This window comes from Prosthecomicrobium sp. N25, assembly GCF_037203705.1.
In the GTDB taxonomy this organism is placed as follows: domain Bacteria; phylum Pseudomonadota; class Alphaproteobacteria; order Rhizobiales; family Ancalomicrobiaceae; genus Prosthecodimorpha.
Genome location: NZ_JBBCAT010000004.1, coordinates 308,016 through 325,591, shown reverse-complemented (window position 1 = coordinate 325,591; position 17,576 = coordinate 308,016). Strand labels below are relative to the sequence as shown.

General features: G+C 69.6%; 17 protein-coding genes. 9 read left to right on the top strand and 8 right to left on the bottom strand.

Going from position 1 to position 17,576, the window contains the following annotated elements; translation table 11 throughout:
• Positions 1-41: 41 nt before the first annotated feature.
• The 5 genes from WBG79_RS23740 to WBG79_RS23720 all read right to left on the bottom strand — a co-directional run bounded on the left by WBG79_RS23740 (position 42) and on the right by WBG79_RS23720 (position 5,848).
• On the bottom strand, positions 42-1,100 hold the full coding sequence (locus tag WBG79_RS23740; protein WP_337359721.1) for an ABC transporter ATP-binding protein: 1,059 nt from the start codon (positions 1,098-1,100) through the stop codon (positions 42-44).
• A gap of 15 nt (positions 1,101-1,115) precedes the next feature.
• Positions 1,116-2,288 carry an ABC transporter ATP-binding protein gene (locus WBG79_RS23735; protein WP_337359720.1) on the bottom strand — a complete coding sequence of 391 codons (1,173 nt, stop codon included), beginning with the start codon at positions 2,286-2,288 and terminating at the stop codon, positions 1,116-1,118.
• 14 nt (positions 2,289-2,302) lie between these two features.
• Positions 2,303-3,205 (bottom strand): ABC transporter permease, encoded by a 903-nt coding sequence (locus WBG79_RS23730; protein WP_337359719.1) that lies wholly within the window; start codon positions 3,203-3,205, stop codon positions 2,303-2,305.
• Between the two features lie 10 nt (positions 3,206-3,215).
• Positions 3,216-4,172: an ABC transporter permease gene (locus WBG79_RS23725; RefSeq protein ID WP_337359718.1), complete on the bottom strand. Its 957-nt coding sequence runs from the start codon at positions 4,170-4,172 to the stop codon at positions 3,216-3,218.
• A gap of 71 nt (positions 4,173-4,243) precedes the next feature.
• Complete coding sequence (locus WBG79_RS23720; RefSeq protein WP_337359717.1) at positions 4,244-5,848, bottom strand: ABC transporter substrate-binding protein; 1,605 nt, start codon at positions 5,846-5,848, stop codon at positions 4,244-4,246.
• A 570-nt stretch (positions 5,849-6,418) separates the two neighbouring features.
• Here WBG79_RS23720 and WBG79_RS23715 point away from each other — a divergent pair.
• The 5 genes from WBG79_RS23715 (at position 6,419) to WBG79_RS23695 (ending at position 11,230) form a co-directional block, all read left to right on the top strand.
• Positions 6,419-6,625: a hypothetical protein gene (locus WBG79_RS23715; protein ID WP_337359716.1), complete on the top strand. Its 207-nt coding sequence runs from the start codon at positions 6,419-6,421 to the stop codon at positions 6,623-6,625.
• Between the two features lies 1 nt (position 6,626).
• The gene (locus WBG79_RS23710; RefSeq protein WP_337359715.1) at positions 6,627-8,045 is read left to right on the top strand and encodes an amidase; all 1,419 of its coding nucleotides are present in this window, start codon (positions 6,627-6,629) and stop codon (positions 8,043-8,045) included.
• A 210-nt stretch (positions 8,046-8,255) separates the two neighbouring features.
• Complete coding sequence (locus tag WBG79_RS23705; protein WP_337359714.1) at positions 8,256-9,470, top strand: DMT family transporter; 1,215 nt, start codon at positions 8,256-8,258, stop codon at positions 9,468-9,470.
• Positions 9,471-9,501: 31 nt separating this feature from the next.
• Positions 9,502-10,449 carry an acetamidase/formamidase family protein gene (locus WBG79_RS23700; protein WP_337359713.1) on the top strand — a complete coding sequence of 316 codons (948 nt, stop codon included), beginning with the start codon at positions 9,502-9,504 and terminating at the stop codon, positions 10,447-10,449.
• Position 10,450: 1 nt separating this feature from the next.
• Positions 10,451-11,230, top strand: coding sequence for an SDR family NAD(P)-dependent oxidoreductase (locus WBG79_RS23695; RefSeq protein WP_337359712.1), 780 nt, complete (start codon positions 10,451-10,453; stop codon positions 11,228-11,230).
• A gap of 155 nt (positions 11,231-11,385) precedes the next feature.
• Here the strand turns inward: WBG79_RS23695 and WBG79_RS23690 are convergent, their stop codons facing one another.
• Genes WBG79_RS23690 through WBG79_RS23680 form a run of 3 tightly spaced genes read right to left on the bottom strand, consistent with a single transcriptional unit; the run spans position 11,386 to position 13,015 of the window.
• Positions 11,386-11,916: a CoA-binding protein gene (locus WBG79_RS23690; RefSeq protein WP_337359711.1), complete on the bottom strand. Its 531-nt coding sequence runs from the start codon at positions 11,914-11,916 to the stop codon at positions 11,386-11,388.
• Positions 11,913-12,185, bottom strand: coding sequence for a hypothetical protein (locus WBG79_RS23685; protein WP_337359710.1), 273 nt, complete (start codon positions 12,183-12,185; stop codon positions 11,913-11,915). Before WBG79_RS23685 ends, WBG79_RS23690 begins: the two co-directional genes overlap by 4 nt.
• Complete coding sequence (locus WBG79_RS23680) at positions 12,182-13,015, bottom strand: enoyl-CoA hydratase (RefSeq protein WP_337359709.1); 834 nt, start codon at positions 13,013-13,015, stop codon at positions 12,182-12,184. Before WBG79_RS23680 ends, WBG79_RS23685 begins: the two co-directional genes overlap by 4 nt.
• 158 nt (positions 13,016-13,173) lie before the next feature.
• On the opposite strand from WBG79_RS23680, the gene WBG79_RS23675 reads away from it, so the two are divergent.
• From WBG79_RS23675 to WBG79_RS23660, 4 genes are all read left to right on the top strand, one after another.
• Positions 13,174-14,763: an EAL domain-containing protein gene (locus WBG79_RS23675; protein WP_337359708.1), complete on the top strand. Its 1,590-nt coding sequence runs from the start codon at positions 13,174-13,176 to the stop codon at positions 14,761-14,763.
• A 105-nt stretch (positions 14,764-14,868) separates the two neighbouring features.
• Positions 14,869-15,462 carry a glutathione peroxidase gene (locus tag WBG79_RS23670; protein WP_337359707.1) on the top strand — a complete coding sequence of 198 codons (594 nt, stop codon included), beginning with the start codon at positions 14,869-14,871 and terminating at the stop codon, positions 15,460-15,462.
• A gap of 65 nt (positions 15,463-15,527) precedes the next feature.
• Positions 15,528-16,091: a hypothetical protein gene (locus WBG79_RS23665; RefSeq protein WP_337359706.1), complete on the top strand. Its 564-nt coding sequence runs from the start codon at positions 15,528-15,530 to the stop codon at positions 16,089-16,091.
• A 122-nt stretch (positions 16,092-16,213) separates the two neighbouring features.
• On the top strand, positions 16,214-17,515 hold the full coding sequence (locus WBG79_RS23660) for a hypothetical protein (RefSeq protein WP_337359705.1): 1,302 nt from the start codon (positions 16,214-16,216) through the stop codon (positions 17,513-17,515).
• Positions 17,516-17,576: the final 61 nt, after the last annotated feature.

Sequence of the window (17,576 nt, the reverse complement as noted above, 5' to 3'; positions counted from 1 at the left end):
GGACGGCGGCGCCGCGGCCGCCGGAAGGGCGGGAGAGGACGTCAGGCGATGGCGCGCGACGCGGACGGGTCGTCGAACTGTCCGGCGCGGAAGCAGCGCACCGCCCGGTCGGGACCGACCTTGAACTCCGGCGGCTGCGAGACGAGGCACTCCTCGGTGGCCTGCGGGCAGCGCGGGGAGAAGCTGCAGCCGGCCATCAGCCGGCGCATGTCGGGCGGGCTGCCCGGGATCGCCTCGATGTCGTGCTCGCGGTCCTGGCCGTGCACGGTGGAGGCCAGCATGCCGCGCGTGTAGGGGTGCTGCGGGTTGGTCAGCACGTCCTTGACCGAGCCCATCTCGACGATGCGGCCGGCATACATCACCGCGACCTTGTCGGCGATTTGCGCCGCCACGCCGAGGTCGTGCGTGACGAAGATCACGCTCATGCCGAGCTCCTTCTGGAGCTTGCGCATCAGGATCAGCACCTGGATCTGCACGGTCGCGTCGAGAGCGGTCGTCGGCTCGTCGGCGAGCAGCAGGCTCGGATTGCAGGAGAGCGCCATGGCGATCATGGCGCGCTGCCGGAGGCCGCCCGAAAGCTCGTGCGGATAGGCCTTCAGCCGGCGCTCAGCCGACGGGACCTTGACGAACTCGAGGAGTTCGAGCCCGCGCTTGAGGCCCTCCTCCTTGCTGCAGCCGGTGTGCCGCATCACCGTCTCGGCGATCTGGTCGCCGATCGTGTAGACCGGGTCGAGCGCGGTCATCGGCTCCTGGAAGATCATGGAGACCAGGGAGCCGCGCATGGCGGTGAGCTCGGCGGAGTTGAGCGACAGGATCTCCTTGTCGGCCACACGCATGCGGCCCGAGATCTTCGTCTTGTGGGCCGGCAGCAGCCGCATCAGCGCCCGCATGGTCACGGACTTGCCGGACCCGGACTCGCCGATGATGCAAAGCACCTCGCCGGGGGTCAGCGAGAAGCTGACGCCGTTGACCGCATGCACGGTCGCCTCCCGCGAGACGAACTTGACCTCGAGGTTCTCGACCTCGACGAGCGGCCGGGTGCCGGACGCCTCCGCCGCCGGCTTCGGCGCCTCGGGCTTGGAGCGGAAGAAGAAGCTCATCGGTTTCGCTCCTGTTCAGGCCACGTTCGCAGGGCGCAGGGCGACCACGGAGGCGCCTCCCTGGGCGCCCGCGGCAGGCCGCGGATGGGACGCCGCCGGCACGGGCGGGGCCGGCGGCTTGCCGGCGCGGCTGTGGCCGCTCGCCGGGTCGTGCATGTGGCAGGCCGCAACATGGCTCGTCGCGTCGAGCCACTTCGGCAGGTGCGGCGTGTCCGTGGCACAGACCGTCTCCGCGAAGGGGCAGCGGGTCCGGAAGCGGCAGCCCGAGGGCGGGTTGATGGGGTTCGGCGGATCGCCCGCGATCGGCGCCTCCTCGACCCGCTCGTCCGGGTCCATGGAGAGGCGCGAGGCGAGCAGCGCCCGCGTATAGGGATGTTTCGGCGCCTTGTAGATCTCGTCGACCGGCCCGATCTCGACGACCTGGCCGAGATACATCACCAGCACGCGGTCGGAGATGTACTGGACCACGTTGAGGTCGTGCGAGATGAAGACGTAGGTCAGGTTGAAGTGGCGCTTCAGGTAGCGAAGCAGGTTCAGGACCTGCGCCTCCACCGACTTGTCGAGCGCCGAGACCGCCTCGTCCAGGATCAGCAGCCGGGGCGACAGGGCGAGCGCCCGGGCGATGTTGACGCGCTGCTTCTGTCCGCCCGAGAGCTCGTGCGGATAGCGCGGACCGAACAGGTTCGACCGCAGCCCCACCTTCTCGAGGAGCTCGCGGGCGAGCGCCTTCGCCTCCGCGGGCTTCATGCCGTGGACTTTGGGTCCGTAGGCGACCGAATCCTCCACCGGCAGGCGCGGGTTCAGCGAGGAATAGCTGTCCTGGAAGACCATCTGCACGGCCTTGCGGAACTCCTTCATGGAGATCCCGCGCATCTCCCCGACCGGGTCGCCGTCGAAGGTAAGCACGCCGGAGTCGTGCGGGATGAGCTGCATGAGGAGCCGGGCGAGCGTGGACTTGCCGCAGCCGGATTCGCCGACGATGCCGAGCGTCTCGCCCTTCAGCACCTGGAACGTGACCCCGTCGACGGCGCGGACGTGGCCGACCGCCCGGTTGAGCAGGCCCCCGCGCACCGGGAACCACTTCTTGAGGTCCTCGGCGATCAGCAGCGGCTGCGCCGGCCCGCCGCGGTCGCGCGGGTCGCCTTCGGGCACGACGTCGAGCTTCGGAGGATCTTTGGTGATGGTCATGGGCTCCTCCGGGCTCACATCTTCACGTCCATGGCCTGGCGCAGTCCGTCCGAGACCATGTTGAAGGAGAGCGAGGTGATGAAGATCGCCGCGCCGGGCAGCGCGCAGACCCAGGGGTTGACGTAGATGGCCTGCCGGAGCGTCGAGAGCATCAGCCCCCAGTCGGGCGTCGGCGGCTCCACCCCGAGGCCGAGGAAGGAGAGGCCCGAGGCGATCAGGATCGCCACCGAGACGAGGCCCGAGGCGTAGACGAAGACCGGCGCCAGCACGTTGCCGAGGATGTGGTTGGCGATGATGGAGGGCGTCGACGCCCCGGAGGCCCGCGCGGCCTCCACGAAGTCGAGGCCGCGCACCTGCGTGGTGGCCGTCTCGGCGATGCGGCAGAGCGGCGGGATGAAGACGAGCGTCAGCGCCAGCATGCCGTTCGACATGCCGCCCCCCATGGCGCCCGAGATGGCGACCGCCAAGAGGATCGACGGGAAGGCGTAGAAGATGTCCATCGTGCGCATGATCAGCATGTTGACCTTGCCGCCGATGAAGCCGGCGAGGACCCCGAGCGTGCCGCCGACGAGCACCGCCAGGCTGACCGGCACGAGCCCCATCAGGAGCGACGTCCGCCCGCCCCAGAGCAGGCGGGAGAGCACGTCGCGGCCGAGCTCGTCGGTGCCGAGGGTGAACTGCTTGAAGCCGATCGGCTTCAGCCGGTAGACCATCGAGGTCTTCTGCGGGTCAAGCGGCGCGATCCAGGGGGCGAGCAGTGCCGACGCCACGATCACGAGGATCACGAAGCCGAAGAACAGCGTCACGTAGTCGTAGCGGAGCCGGTAGGCGACGGACTGCCAGTAGCCGCGCACCTTGACGGGAGGCGGCTCGTCCGCCTTGGCGACTGGGATGGATCCGGCGGTGATGTCGGTCATGGGATCCTCCTCAGGCCCGCTTGATGCGCGGGTCGACGGCGGTCTGGACGAGGTCCACCACCAGGTTGGTGGCGACGAAGATGAGGGCGAGCACCAGGATCGTCCCCTGCAGGACCGGGATGTCCCGCGTCAGGATCGCCTTGTTGAGCAGGAAGCCGGTGCCCGGCCAGGTGAAGATCGTCTCGACCAGGATCGAGCCGCCCATCAGGTAGCCGAACTGCAGGCCCATGACGGCGAGCACGCTCGGCAGCGCGTTGCGCACCGCGTGGCGGACCACCGCGCCCTCGCCCAGGCCCTTGGCCCGGAGCGTCTGCACGAAGTCGTGGTTCAGCACCTCGGCGACCGCCGACCGGGTTGTCCGCATGATGATGCCGAGCGGGATCATCGACATGGTGACGACCGGCAGGATCGCATGCTTGAGCTGCTCCCAGTCGAACAGGCTGAAGCTCTCCGACCCCTTGGTGCCCATGCCGGTCGCGGGCAGCCAGTTCATGTTCACCGCGAAGACGATGATCAGCACCATGCCGAGCCAGTAGTTCGGCACGCTGACGCCGACGATCGAGAAGCCCGTCACCGTGCGGTCGACCCATCGGCCGTTGAAGTAGGCGGCGACCACCCCGAGCGTGAACGCCAGGCTGAAGGCGAGCATCACGGCGGAGAGCGAGAGGATGATCGTATTGGAGAGCGCCCCCAGCACCTCGCCGATGACCGGCCGGTTGGTGGCGATCGACACCCCCAGGTCGCCCGTCAGCGCACGCCCGAGCCAGGTGGCGTATTGGACCGGGATCGGCTTGTCGAAACCGTAGGTCTTCTTGATGAGCTCGACCACCTCGGCCGACGCGTCGGGCGGCAGCAGGAGCTGCAGTGGGTTGCCGGGCGCGAGATAGACGAGCGCGAAGCAGAAGACCGTCACACCGAGGGCGATCGGGACGGCGTATAGGATGCGGCGGGCGACGTAGAGCCACATGGGTCATGCTCTCCCGGGCGGGGAAAAGGCAGGAGGCGCGCCCGGGACGAGCCGGGCGCGCCCGCGGGGGCTCAGTTGGTCTTGTCGTTGACCACGATCGGGGTCAGGTCCTGGAACCAGCTCTGGGCCTGCACGAAGCCCTTGAGCTTCGGCGACAGGGCGCGCGGGTTGACGTCGTGCGCCACCCAGATCATCGCCGCGTCCTCGTTCATGATCTCGTGGACTTTGATGATCATCTTGTTGCGCTCGGTTTCGTCGAAGGTCGTGTAGATCTTCTTGATCAGATCCTCGATCTCGGCGTTGTAGTACCAGCCCCAGTTGCCGCCGGCCGGTGCGTTCTGGCTCTTCATGGCGAAGCGGAAGATGCCGGAGAAGGGATCCTGCGTGGCGCGGCTGACGTTGACGGCGTGGTACTGCGGGAACTTCTCGCGACCCTTGAAGGTGACGTCGAGCAGCGCGTTCCAGTCCATCACCTCGAGCTTGACCTTGAAGCCGGCCTCCTCGAGTTGCGCCTTGACGAGTTCGTTCATCGGCAGCGGCTGCATCTGCCCGGACCCCGAGGTCGAGATCGCGAAGGTCACCTCGCAGGGGTAGCAGCCGGCCTCCTTGAGGAGCGCGGTCGCCTTCTTGGTGTCGTACTCGTACTTCTTGGGATTGCCGTACCAGGCCGAGTTCGGCGGCACCGTCGCGAACCCCTCGATCATGAAGCCGCCGAGCATCTCCTTCATGTCGGCCCGGTTCAGCGCGTAGTTCGCGGCCTGCCGCACGCGCTTGTCCTTGAACGGACCGTCGACGAAGTTGGGCTGGTAGGCCCAGTTGTGCGGATAGGCGTTGGTGAGCACGTTCATGCCCGCCTGCTTCAGGCGCGGCACGGTGTCGGGTGACGGCGCCTCGATGAAGTCGACCTGGCCCGCCAGCAGCGCGGCGGCGCGCGTCGTCGCCTCGGGCATCGGGATCAGCACCAGCCGGTCGTGCTTCGGGATCCGCGGCTTGTCCCAGTAGTCGGCGTTCTTCACGAGCTCGAGGCGCTCGCGCGGAACGAACTTGTCGAACTTGTAGGGGCCCGTCCCCGACGGCATCAGGGCGTACTTGGCGTTGTCGCCGCCGGCCTTTTCGAACTGGCACTTGGAGACCATCATCCAGAAGCTCATCTGGATGTAGAAGAGCGAGTCCGGCTCCTTCATCACGATCGCGACCTTGAGGTCGTCGATCTTCTCGGCCCGGTCGATGTTGACCGTCCGGGTGCGCATCGCCGCGAATTGCTTGGCGACGAACTGCGGGACCGTGTTGTCCGTCAGCCGCTGGACGTTCCACACCACCGTGTCGGCGTTGAACGGGCAGCCGTCGTGGAACTTCACGTCGGGCCGGAGTTCGAAGATCCAGCGCTTCGTGTCGGCCGGGTCGACGTACCACTTGGTCGCGAGGCCGGGCTTCAGCGACGCCTCCACGTCGGATTTCGTCAGGTCCCACTTCAGCAGCGCGTCGTAGATCGAGTAGCCGACGAAGCGGTAGCCCTCGAAGCCCTGGTCGGGCTGGCCGGTCACGTCGGGGATGTCGCCGGCCGTCATGGCGACCCGCAGGGTCGTCTCCGCCGCGCGGCCCGGCAGGGCGGCGCCCGCCGTACCGAGCCCGAGCGCCAGTCCCGCCGCCATCAGCCGGCCCCACCTGGTCTTCATGTCGAAAGCCTCCGTTCTGGTCTGCGGCGCCGTCAGGGACACCGCGTTTCTACGGAACCGTTTGCAACCGCCATGCCAGTCCGGGAGCGATTGTGCGCAATCGGCGGCGGGCGGCCCGCGGGCGCCGTGGCCGCCCGCCGGGCGCCCCCCTCCAAATCCTTGCCATATAATGAATTTCCGGCCTGCGGCCGGAGCTTCCGCTACGTCCGGTCGCAGGCGGAAACGGCGCGGGATCGGCACGGACGGACAAGGATTACCGCGCCGCCATTATACAATAGGCCCGTCGAAGCCGACGTTCCGGCGATCGATGGCGGTTCTTTGTGCAAGCCGCGACCGACACCGCACAACGCTTGCTCAATCTCGAATTAAATTAGTTAAAACAGTGACTTGAAGCTTGAGACCCCGAGCCTGCCGCCGGTCCTCCGCGGACAGCGTCGCCTAAACTTTCCGCGCTGCAAAACGTTGTCGGCAATGCAGGCATTGGATACAAAAATGCGTCAGATCGCCTGTCCTGAACGCCACGCGCGCGCCGTCCGGCCTCGCGCGTCGTCCCCGCCTCCGGAGGCTCCCATGTCCGACGCCGACACCCTCGCCATCGAACTCGACGTGCTCGCCGCCAAGGCCGGCGTCGCCATCCAGCACGACCGCCGGGAGGCGATCCTCGCCGGCTACCAGGACGTCAAGCGCATGGCCGCGCTGCTCCGCACCGTCGAGATCACCGCCGCCGACGAGCCGGCCAACATCTACACCTTCGCCAACATCACCCGGAGCGCCTGAGATGAGCGGCAAACCCCTCCACGAACTCTCCATCGCCGAGGCCGGCAAGCTGATCCGCTCCGGCGCCCTCACCTCCACGGCGCTGACCGAGGCCAGCCTGAAGCGCATCGCGGCGCTCGACGGGCCGATCGCGAGCTTCATCACGGTGACCGGCGAGCGTGCGATGGCCGACGCCGCGGCCGCGGACGCCGCCTTCGCCAAGGGGGTCGACAAGGGCCCCATGCAGGGCATCCCCTACGCCCTGAAGGACATCTACATGACGGCGGGCATTCGCTCGACCTGCCATTCCAAGCTCCTCGTCGACAACGTGCCGGCCGAGGACTGCGTCGTCGAGACGAAATTCAAGGCGGCGGGCGCCGTCCACCTGGGCAAGCTCGCCACCCACGAGTTCGCCTTCGGCGGCCCGAGCTTCGACCTGCCCTTCCCGCCCGCCCGCAATCCCTGGAACACCGACCACATCACCGGCGGCTCCTCGTCGGGCTCCGGCGCCGCGGTGGCGGCCGGCTTCTGCCGCACCGCCATGGGCTCCGACACCGGCGGCTCCATCCGGGGTCCCGCCGCCTATTGCGGCACCGTCGGCCTGAAGCCGACCTACGGCCTGGTCTCGCGCCGCGGCATCTTCCCGCTCTCCTTCACGCTCGACCACGCCGGCCCGCTTACCTGGTCGGTCGAGGACTGCGCCATCACCATGCAGGCGATCGCCGGCTTCGACCCGGAGGATCCCGCCTCGGCCGACCTTCCCGTCCCGGACTTCCTGGGCGGGCTGAACGAGGGCGTCGAGGGCATGAGGATCGCGCTCCCGCGCTGCTTCTGGAAGGAGGCCGCCGGTCTCTCGGCCGAAACCGCCGCCGCCATCGAGGCGGCCGCGGGCACGCTCGAGAAGCTCGGCGCCAAGGTCGAGGAGGTGACGCTCCCCGACTACGAGCTCTTCAACGCCGCCGGCCGGCTGATCCTCTTCTCCGAGGCCTATGCGATCCACGAGAAGGACCTGCAGACCCGTCCGCTCGACTACGGCGCTCTGACCCAGATGCGCATGATCCTCGGCGGCTTCATCCAGGCGTCCGATCTGACCCAGGCCTTCCGGGTCCGCCGCAAGCTCTCCCTCGTCCTCAACCGCGAGGTCCTCGGCACGTACGACGCCCTGATCACCGCCTCCGCGCTCGCCCCGGCGCCGCGTTTCGACGAGATGCCGAAGGGCCATCCCGCAAACTGGCCGATCCAGACCATTCCCTACAACCTGACCGGCAACCCGGCCATGTCGATCCCGACCGGCTTCTCGAAGTCCGGACTGCCGCTCTCCATGCAGATCGTCGGCAAGCCCTTCGCGGACCCGACGGTGCTCCGCATCGGCCAGGCCTACGAGGCGGCCACGGGGCTCACGGCGATCCGTCCGAAGATGGAGATGGCCGAGGCCGCGTGACCCTCGCGGACCATGCCATCCTGGACGACGCGGAGCCCTGCGGCTTCCGCGCTCCAGCCCGGCGCGCGACGGCGGTCGAAACCGGCTGGCGCGCGCGCCGGCCAGACGGCACACTTCGCGCCGAACCAGCCGGCAAGTCGCGCGCCGAAGGGCGCAGGGCGGCACCGGACGAACCTGCCGCCCCGCCGGGCGCACGGAGCCCCCTGCCCGATGGAACGCGGCCATCTTTCGGATCACGACGTCCCCGCCTCCACGGACGGCGGCGGCGAGGCGGCCGGCGCCGCCGGGCTGATCGAGCCGCTACCCGGCGTGGCGGCCCCCGACCCCGATCCGCCCACGGCCCCCGTCCCCTCGCCGGCTTCCGCGCGCAAGGCGCCGGTCCCGCCCGGCCGCGTTGCGCCCCCCTCGCCGGATCACGCCGGACCATCGCTGCCGCCCGCGGCGCCGACGTCCGGGGCCGGGGAGACCCCCGCTCCCGCCACCCCCTGGCGCGGCCGCCTGACCGAGACCCGCGCCCGCGGCAGGCTCTGGTGGAGCCGCGCCCCCGACAATCTGCGCGGCTCGGTCCTGATGATCGCCGCCTTCTTCGTCTTCGCCGTGATGACCGCCTCCATCAAGGCGATCGGCACCCGCATCCCGCTGCCTCAGACGCTGCTCCTCAGGCAGATGATCATGACGGTCCTGCTGATCCCGCTCTTCGCTTCCGACATCCGCACCGCGCTGAGCACGAAGCACCTCGGCCTGCAGGTCACCCGCGGCGTCTTCTCGCTGATGTCCATGCTGGTCGGCTTCACGGCCGTGCTGCACGTGCCGCTCGCCGACGTGACCGCGCTCGGCTTCAGCCAGGTCCTGTTCGTCACCGTCGCGGCGGTCTTCATCCTGAAGGAGCGGGTCGGCTGGCGCCGCTGGGCCGCCACGCTGGTCGGCTTCGTCGGCGTCCTCATCATGCTGCGCCCGACCGGCGACGGCCTCTCCAACCCCTACGGCCTGCTGGCGGTGATCGGCGCGCTGTTCGGCTGCGGCATCACCATCACGGTCCGCCTGCTCGCCCAGACCGAGAAGACGGCGACGATCCTGCTCTATCAGGCCCTCATCATCTGCGCGGCCCTGGCGGTGCCCACGGTCCTCTGGTGGGTGCCGCCGACGCCCCGCGAATGGGGCCTCATCGTGCTGATCGGCTTCGTCGGCACCGCCGGGCAGTATCTCATCACCCGCGCCTACCAGGTCGGCGAGGCGGCCGCGCTCGCGCCGCTCGACTTCATCCGCCTCCTGATCGCGACCGCCATCGGCTACGTGATCTTCGCGGAGGTCCCGACCGTCTCCACCTTCCTGGGCGCCTCGATCGTGGTCGGCGCCACCATCTACACCGTCCGCCGCAACGCCTCCACGGGCCGTCCGAGGCCCCGGACCGAGACCGAGCACTGACACCCGACGACCTCGCCGAAAGGAGTGAGCCTTGGCCCACCATCACCTGAAAGCCAGCGCGGAGACCTGCCACTGGGGCTTCTTCGACGCGGCGCTGCCGCCCGTCCTCACCGTCGAGAGCGGCGACCGGGTCACCATCGACTGCCTCTCCGGCGCCCCCGAGATCCTGCCGAAGTCGGGTTTTCACATCCCGCCGGAGATCCACGAGGTCCACGCCCACGCGCCCAAGCAGCTCCCCGGCCACATCCTGACCGGCCCCGTCGCAGTCGCCGGCGCCGAGCCGGGCGACGTGCTCGAGGTCCGCATCCTCGACGTCGATCTCCGTCAGGACTGGGGCTACAACGTCATCCGCCCGCTGGCCGGCACGCTGATCGACGACTTCCACGAGACACGCCTGCTGCACATCCCGCTCGACCGGGACGCCTGGGTCGGCAAGCTGCCCTGGGGTCTCGACCTGCCGCTCGCCCCCTTCTTCGGCGTCATGGGCGTCGCCGCGCCGCCCGCCTGGGGCCGCATCACGTCGATCATCCCGCGGGCCCACGGCGGCAACCTCGACAACAAGGAACTCGTGAAGGGCGCCACCCTCTACCTGCCGGTCTTCACCCCCGGCGGCAACTTCTCCTGCGGCGACGGCCACGGCGCGCAGGGCGACGGCGAGGTCAACGTCACCGCCATCGAGACGGCCCTGCAGGGAACCTTCGAGTTCGTCCTGCGCAAGGACCTGCGCTTCGCCTACCCGCGCGCCGAAACCCCGACCCACCACATCACCATGGGCATGGACCCGGACCTCGACCAGTGCGCGATCCGGGCGCTGCGCGACATGATCGTGCTCATGGGCGAGAAGGGCGGCCTCTCCCGCGAGGACGCCTATACGCTCTGCTCCCTCGCCGCCGACCTCCGGGTCACCCAGACCGTCAACGTGTCGAAGGGCATCCACTGCATGATCGCCAAGGGCCTGCTGGCCGGAAAGGCCGGCTGACATGGACCTCGGCCTCGCGGGCAGGGTCGCCCTCGTCACCGGCGGCAGCCGCGGCATCGGCCGCGCCACCGCCCACGTCTTCGCCCGCGAGGGCATGAGGATCGCCATCGCGGCGCGCGGGGCCGAGCGGCTCGCCGCCACCGCCGCGGAACTGACGGCGCTTGGCGCCGAGGTCCTCGCCATACAGGCGGACTTCGGCCGGCCCTCCGAGGCGGCCCGGGCCGTCGATGAGACCGCCGCGCGCTTCGGCGGCCTCGACGTGCTCGTCGCCAACGCCGGCGGGTCCGTCGGCGAGCGCGACCTGGCGCTCAGCACCGACGAGGACTTCGACGCCACCTTCCGCTTCAACGTCGGCCACGCGATCGCGGCCACACGCGCCGCCGTGCCCCACCTGGAGGCGAGCGGCCAGGGCTCGGCGATCTTCGTGGCGTCGATCTCGGGCCGGGCGCCCTCGACGCGCGGCGCCCAGTATGCCGCCGCCAAGGCGGGGCTGATCATGGCGGCGAAGAACCTCTCCTGGGAACTCGGCCCGCAGCGGATCCGCGTCAACGCGGTCTCCCCCGGCTCCCTGCTCTTCCCCGGCGGGGGCTGGGAGCGGATCCGGGCAGAACGGCCGGAGGACTTCGCCAAGTTCGAACGGGAGGACTTCCCCTGGGGCCGCCTCGGCACCGACACCGAGCTCGCCGACGTGATCGCCTTCGTGGCCTCGCCGCGGGCCGGCTGGGTCAACGGCACGGACATCCAGGTCGACGGGGGCCAGCGGCGTCCCTCGATCCGCTGACTCGGAGTCGGCCTCAGACCCCGGCTCAGCCTGCGTTTCTGTCATGCCCGGCTTGTCCCGGGCATCCATGACGGGCGCTCCGTCACCCCGGAGTGGATTGTCGGGACAAGCCCGGCAAAGACAGATGGAAAAGTGGGAATTTCTGGCGGCCGGCCTCAGACGGTCGGCTTCACCGGCGAGCGCAGCCCCAGGTGCTGGAAACCCTGGCTGCGCTGCGGCCTCTTGGACGACAGCGTGCGGGAATTCACGCCGATCCACGAGATCTCGCCGCAGAGCCGGCCGTACTCGATCTTCGGGCAGCGGTTCATCACGACCTTCAGCCCGGCGGCTTCCGCGCGCGCCGCCGCCTCGTCGTTGCGCACGCCGAGCTGCATCCAGACCACCTTCGCGCCGAGCGCAATGGCGTCCTCCACGATCGGCCCGGCGTGCTCGGCCCCGCGGAAGATGTCGACCATGTCGACCTTGCCCGGCAGCTCGCGCAGCGAGCCGTGCACCGGGCGGCCGAGAATCTCCTGCCCGGCCAGGCCCGGATTGATCGGCCAGATCTCGTAGCCCTTCGAGATCAGGTACTTCTGCACGAAGTAGGACGGCCGCACGTTATTGTTGCTGGCGCCCACGATGGCAATGGACTTCACGCCGTCGAGGATGGAACGGATGTAGGCGTCGTCGTAGGCGTCGTGATTCATCGCTTGTCCGATCGACTGATCTTGGGCCCGGTCGGGCCGGAGGGGTCGTCGTCCCCGTCGAGCACGTCCTCGATCGCGTCGCGTGCCCTGAGCCACATGCCGACCCCGATCGCGACCAGCCCGGCGAGAACCAGGACCGCCCCCGCCACGAAGATCCAGGCGGGCGCGGCGCCGGAGGAGAAGACGCCCGCCGCGAGGGCGACGACGACGAGCAGGATCCCGGCCGACAGGGTGAAGCGCCAGCTGGTCGCAAAGGCGGCGAGTGTCATCGGCCCTCCCAGCGCGGCTCGCGCTTTTCCAGGAAGGCGCCGATGCCCTCCTCCGCGTCGCGGGCCAGCATGTTCTCCACCATCACCGAGGCCGTGTACGCATAGGCTGCGTCGAGTCCCTTCTCGGCCTGCGCCGCGAAGGCCTTCTTGCCGATCGCCAACGTGAGGGGGGATTTGGCCGCGATCGTGGCGGCGAGCGCGTCGGTCGCCGCCGCGAGCTCCGCCGCCGGCACCACCCGGTTGACGAGCCCGAAGCGGAAGGCGGTGGCCGCGTCCACCATCTCGCCGGTCAGCAGCATCTCCATCGCGTGCTTCCTGCCGACCGCCCGCGACAGCGCCACCATGGGGGTCGAGCAGAAGAGCCCGATATGGACGCCCGGCGTGGAGAAGCGCGCCGTCTCCGCCGCGACCGCCAGGTCGCAGGAGGCGACGAGCTGGCACCCGGCCGCGGTCGCCACCCCGGCGACCTCCGCGACCACCGGCTTCGGCAGCCGCACGACGGTCGTCATCAGCCGCGCGCAACGCCCCATGATGTCGGCGAAATAGGCCCGGCCCCGGTCCGGATCGGCACGGCGGGCCGTCAGCTCCTTGAGGTCGTGCCCCGCCGAGAAGGCGGGCCCCTCGGCCGCGATCACGACGACCCGGATGGCCGGATCGTCGGCGGCGCGCTCGAGCGCGGCCTGCAGGGCGGCCATCATGGCTTCCGACAGGGCGTTGCGGCGCGCCGGGTCGGCGAGGGTCAGGCGCAGGATGCCGTCCTGCAGCCTCTCCCGGAGCGGAACGGCCGGCGACGGCGGAACGGAAGCGGCGGGGGACGGACGGGCGGTCATGCGGGCTCCGGTTCGGCGGACGCCGCGATCCTAGTCCATCGCACGCCGTCTTGCGAAGCCCGTCCGGGCGGCCGCATGCCTGCCACCGTTGAGGCCCCGTTTACCCTGTTGGTCCAGGATGCCCGCGAGATCCGTCTCTCGTCTTCGCGGTGTTCGTCTTGCGTAAGTCCGCCCTCGCCGGGATCCTGCCCTATGCGGTCGCCCTCGTGGTGGCCGTGGCGCCGCTGCTGCTGGGCAAGCTCATCCTGCGGGCGCACGCGGACTCGATCGGCCGGACCGAGGTCGAGGCCATCGCGGCGCGCTACCTCGCACGGGCGGAGCGGGTGCTCTCCGACTCCATCCAGGTCCTGCGCGACCTCGACGGCGGCGGCCATCACGGCTGCCTGGACGCCGACCGCGTCGCTTTCGCGGAGGCCGTCTCCCGGGCCGACCACGTCCGGCGCCTCGGCCTCGTCGACGAGAACGGCTACGCGATGTGCCTGGAGCCGCCGCCCCCGGCGCGCCGCGGTGCGCTCCTGCCCCACGCCGACGAGGACGGGCGCCAGGTCGCCATGGTGGTCACGCCGATCCCGAAGGGGAGCAACGCCGGCGCCAACGTCGTCGTCGGCTGGCGCAGCCTTTCGGGCGCGCGGCTCGTGGCGGAACTGGCCGACTCCGCGCTCGACATCGATCCGGGCCCGAGCTTCGCCCTCGACACGCGGAGCGTCGAGGTGACCCTCAACGACACCAGCGTCTGGCTGAAGCTCGGCCGGACGCAGGCGGGCGACGCGGGGGCCGTCATCGTCTCACGCGCGAGATCCGACATCCTGCCCGTCGACGTGGTGGTCCGCGCCGCCTCCTCGAGCTTCTTCTCGATCGTGCAGGCTCTCGACATGACCCTGACGATCGCCGCCATCGCGGTCGGTCTGGTGCTGGCGGCCCTGACCTCCCTCCTGACCCGCCGGCCGGAGAAGCAGGTCGACGACGAGATCTTCCTGGCCCTCAAGAACCACGAGTTCGTCCCCTACTACCAGCCGGTCATGAACATCGAGTCCGGCCAGATCGAGGGCTGCGAACTCCTGGCCCGCTGGATCAAGCCCGACGGCACGGTGGTCTCCCCCGGCCGCTTCATGCCCTACGCCGAGACCTCCGGCCACGTCTTCGAAATGACCCGCCAGCTGATGCGCCAGTCGGTCAGCGACCTCGGTCCGCTCTACCAGGGCAAGCGCGACCTGAAGCTCTCGATCAACCTGTTCGCCGGCCACTTCGACGACCGTAAGGTCATCGACGACATCGTCGCCATCTATGCCGACGGGCCGATCGCCTACGACCAGCTCGTCTTCGAGGTCACGGAACGCTACCCGCTGCGCGACATCGAGAAGGCCCGCCGCATCATCGCCGAGCTTCACGCGCTCGGTTGCCGGGTCGCCCTCGACGACACCGGCACCGGCCATGGCGGCCTCGCCTACCTTCAGCAGCTCGGCATCGATATCATCAAGATCGACAAGATGTTCATCGACGCCATGGGCGCCGACCTCGGCGCCTCGACCATCGTGGACGTGCTGGTCGAACTGGCGAATTCCCTCGGGATGGGTCTCGTGGCCGAGGGCGTCGAGCGCGAGGAGCAGATCGACAAGTTGCGCGAAAAGGGTGTCACCGCGGCCCAAGGCTACGTATTCGCGCCGCCGCTGCCCGCCAAGCTCTTCCTGGAACTCGCTGGCGCGCTCGTCGTGGAAAACAACAATGATTCCAGGGCAAAAGCGGCCTGATGCCTTTGCCTCGGAAGAAATTCCGTTTCGCACGGGCCTGCGTACGTTGAAGCACCGATCCGGCTTCGGACTCGGCGCGTATAGTCACGGCCTGGAGGACGAACGATGGATCTGACGCGTCGGAGACTGGTCCTCGCCTCGCTCTGCGTGCCCGGCGCGACGCTATGGGCATCCGCGGCCTCGGCCGCCGGTCCGGACCTGCAGTCCGGGACGGCATGGCGCTTCGCCTTTGAGGCCGCCGACGGCGGGACCCTGCCGCTTGCCGACCACGCCGGCAAGGTCCTGCTGGTCGTGAACACGGCCTCGCGCTGCGCCTTCACGCCCCAGTACAAGGGCCTGCAGGCCCTGCACGAACGCTACGCCGCCAAGGGACTGGTCGTCATCGGCGTGCCGTCGAACGACTTCGGCGGCCAGGAGCCCGGCTCCAACGCCGACATCCTCGGCTTCTGCGGCGGGACCTACGGGGTGACCTTCCCGATCGCCGGCAAGACCGTCGTCCGCGGGCCGTCGGCCCACCCCTTCTATCGCTGGGCGGCCACGGTGCTCGGGCCGGCCAACGAACCGCGCTGGAACTTCCACAAGTACCTCGTCGGCCGCGACGGACGGCTGGCGGCGGCCTTCGCGTCGCATCTGGACCCTGAGAACCGCGCCGTGACGGCGGCCATCGAGGTGGCGCTGGCCGGCACCGCACCATCGTGAGCCGAAACGTCGAGCTGCCAGACCAGGGGACGCCGCGCCCGAGCGGCCGGAGGGAGAGGCTGAAGATGCCTGTTCCGGGTTACGAGATCCACGGCTATGCGATCGTATCCGACGACGACATGATCGCGGACGGCAACGGCGACATGCCCGACGCCCTTCGCAATCAGGCCGATTGGGACTATTTCCAAGGGGAACTGGACCGCGCCCGGCTGGTCGTGCTGGGCCGCCGCTCCCATCTCCAATCGCCCAACGCGAAGCGGCGCCCACGGCTGGTCCTGTCGCGGCGGGTCAGGAACCTCGAGCAGAAGCCGGATGCCTGGTGGTGGAATCCGGCGCACCGTTCCTTCGCCGAGGTGCTCGACCGCATCGTCCCGGGCGGCGGCCGGATCGCGGTCCCGGGCGGCCAGGAGGTGTTCGACCTGCTTCTCGACGATGCCGGGTTCGACGTGTTCCATCTGTCCAGGGCCCGCGGAATCTCGCTTCCCGGAGGTCGTCCCGTGTTCGGCGGCACCTCCCGCGGAGTGGTCGCGGAGTCGATCCTCTCCGGTCGCGGCATGCGGGCCGGATCGGTCGTCACCATCGATCCGAGAGTTCCCGTCGAATTGACCTTGTGGCGCCGGGCCGATTGACGATCGGCGACTTGATTACCGCCCCCGCCTCGACGAAAATCTCTGCGTCAGGGGTTTCGGAGAGACATATGCTTTCGGCGCATGAAGGGGCGAGGCGGCTGGGCCTGGGGTTGGCCGCCGCGATGGGGTTGTCTTGGGCGGTCGGGCCGGCCGCGGCCGGAACCTTGGAGACGGCCAAGATCCATAACTGGACCGCAGGCGCCTACACGAGCGACCAGACCGGCGAATTCAATCGCTGCACCATGTCGGTCGCCTACAAGAGCGGCATCACGCTCTTCTTCTCCATCGATCGCAAGTACGACTGGGCGATGGCGATGGTGAACGACAAGTGGCGCCTCACCGTCGGCGAGACGCACTCGATCCTCTTCACCATCGACGACTACGATCCGATCTCCTCCCCCGCCAAGGTGTTGTCCAACACCATGATCGGCGTCGAGCTGCGCGACACGACCGACCTCTTCAACGCCTTCCGGCGCGGCCGCCTCATGGTGATTCGGGCCGGGCGGGAGGACTTCAGCTTCCGCCTCGACGGCACGTCGGACGGCCTCGCCTGGCTGCTGCGCTGCGTGAAGCGCTACGAGGACTACCAGCCGCCGCGCGCCGGAAGCCCGAATCCGTTCGGGGGCAGCGCCAATCCCTTCGGGCGCGCCGAGGCGCCCCCGAGCGGCGGCAGCCGGGATCTTCCCTCCGCCAACGCCATCCTGAACAGTCCGACCTTCCGCCCCAACGTCGCCCCGAACCCCGCGCCCCAGCCCGCGCCGACCCCGAACCTCGAGGTGCGCACGCCCCCGCCGGCGCCGCCGCAGCCTGTCGCGCCGGTCCAGCCGCCCGCGCCCGCCGTGGTCGCCCGGGCTCCGGCCCCCGCCCCCGTCGTACCCGTCGAGCCGCCCGGCCCGGCGCGGGCGGCACCCGTCGCGCCGCCCGCGCCGGTTTCCACCGTCTCGACCGGCTCGATCGAAGCGCGCGTCGAATCGACCATCTTCCTGGCGAGCCTGATGGCCTCGGCCGGCCTTTCCGACTACCGCGTGATGCCGCCCGGCGAGGCGCCGGAGAAGCACCGCGGCGCCGACGTGGTCTTCACCACGCCCGACGGCGTCATCGGGACGGTCCGGATCCAGACCGGCGCCGACGCGCGCGCCGTCTCCAACGCCATCATCGCGGCCGACGCCCAAGCCTGCACGGGCCAGTACGCCTCGGGCAGCGTGCCGCCGGTCGCCGCGCGCGGCGACACCACGCATGTCTTCACCGGCTGCGACCAGACCGGAACCCCGAACGCGGCGCGCTACTCGGTGCTCGCCCGCAAGAAGGGCGGCTTCTTCGTCGTCGGCATCTACAGCCAGGGCACCGGCAGCGGCAGTGAACGGTTGAAGCAGGTGGACGGATCGATCCGGGAAGCCTCGGCGACCGTCGCCGGTCGGTTCTGAGGAGCGAACATATCGCCCGCACCCGGTGTTCTGCGCCGGGTGCCGTTCCGCCGGGCGCCCT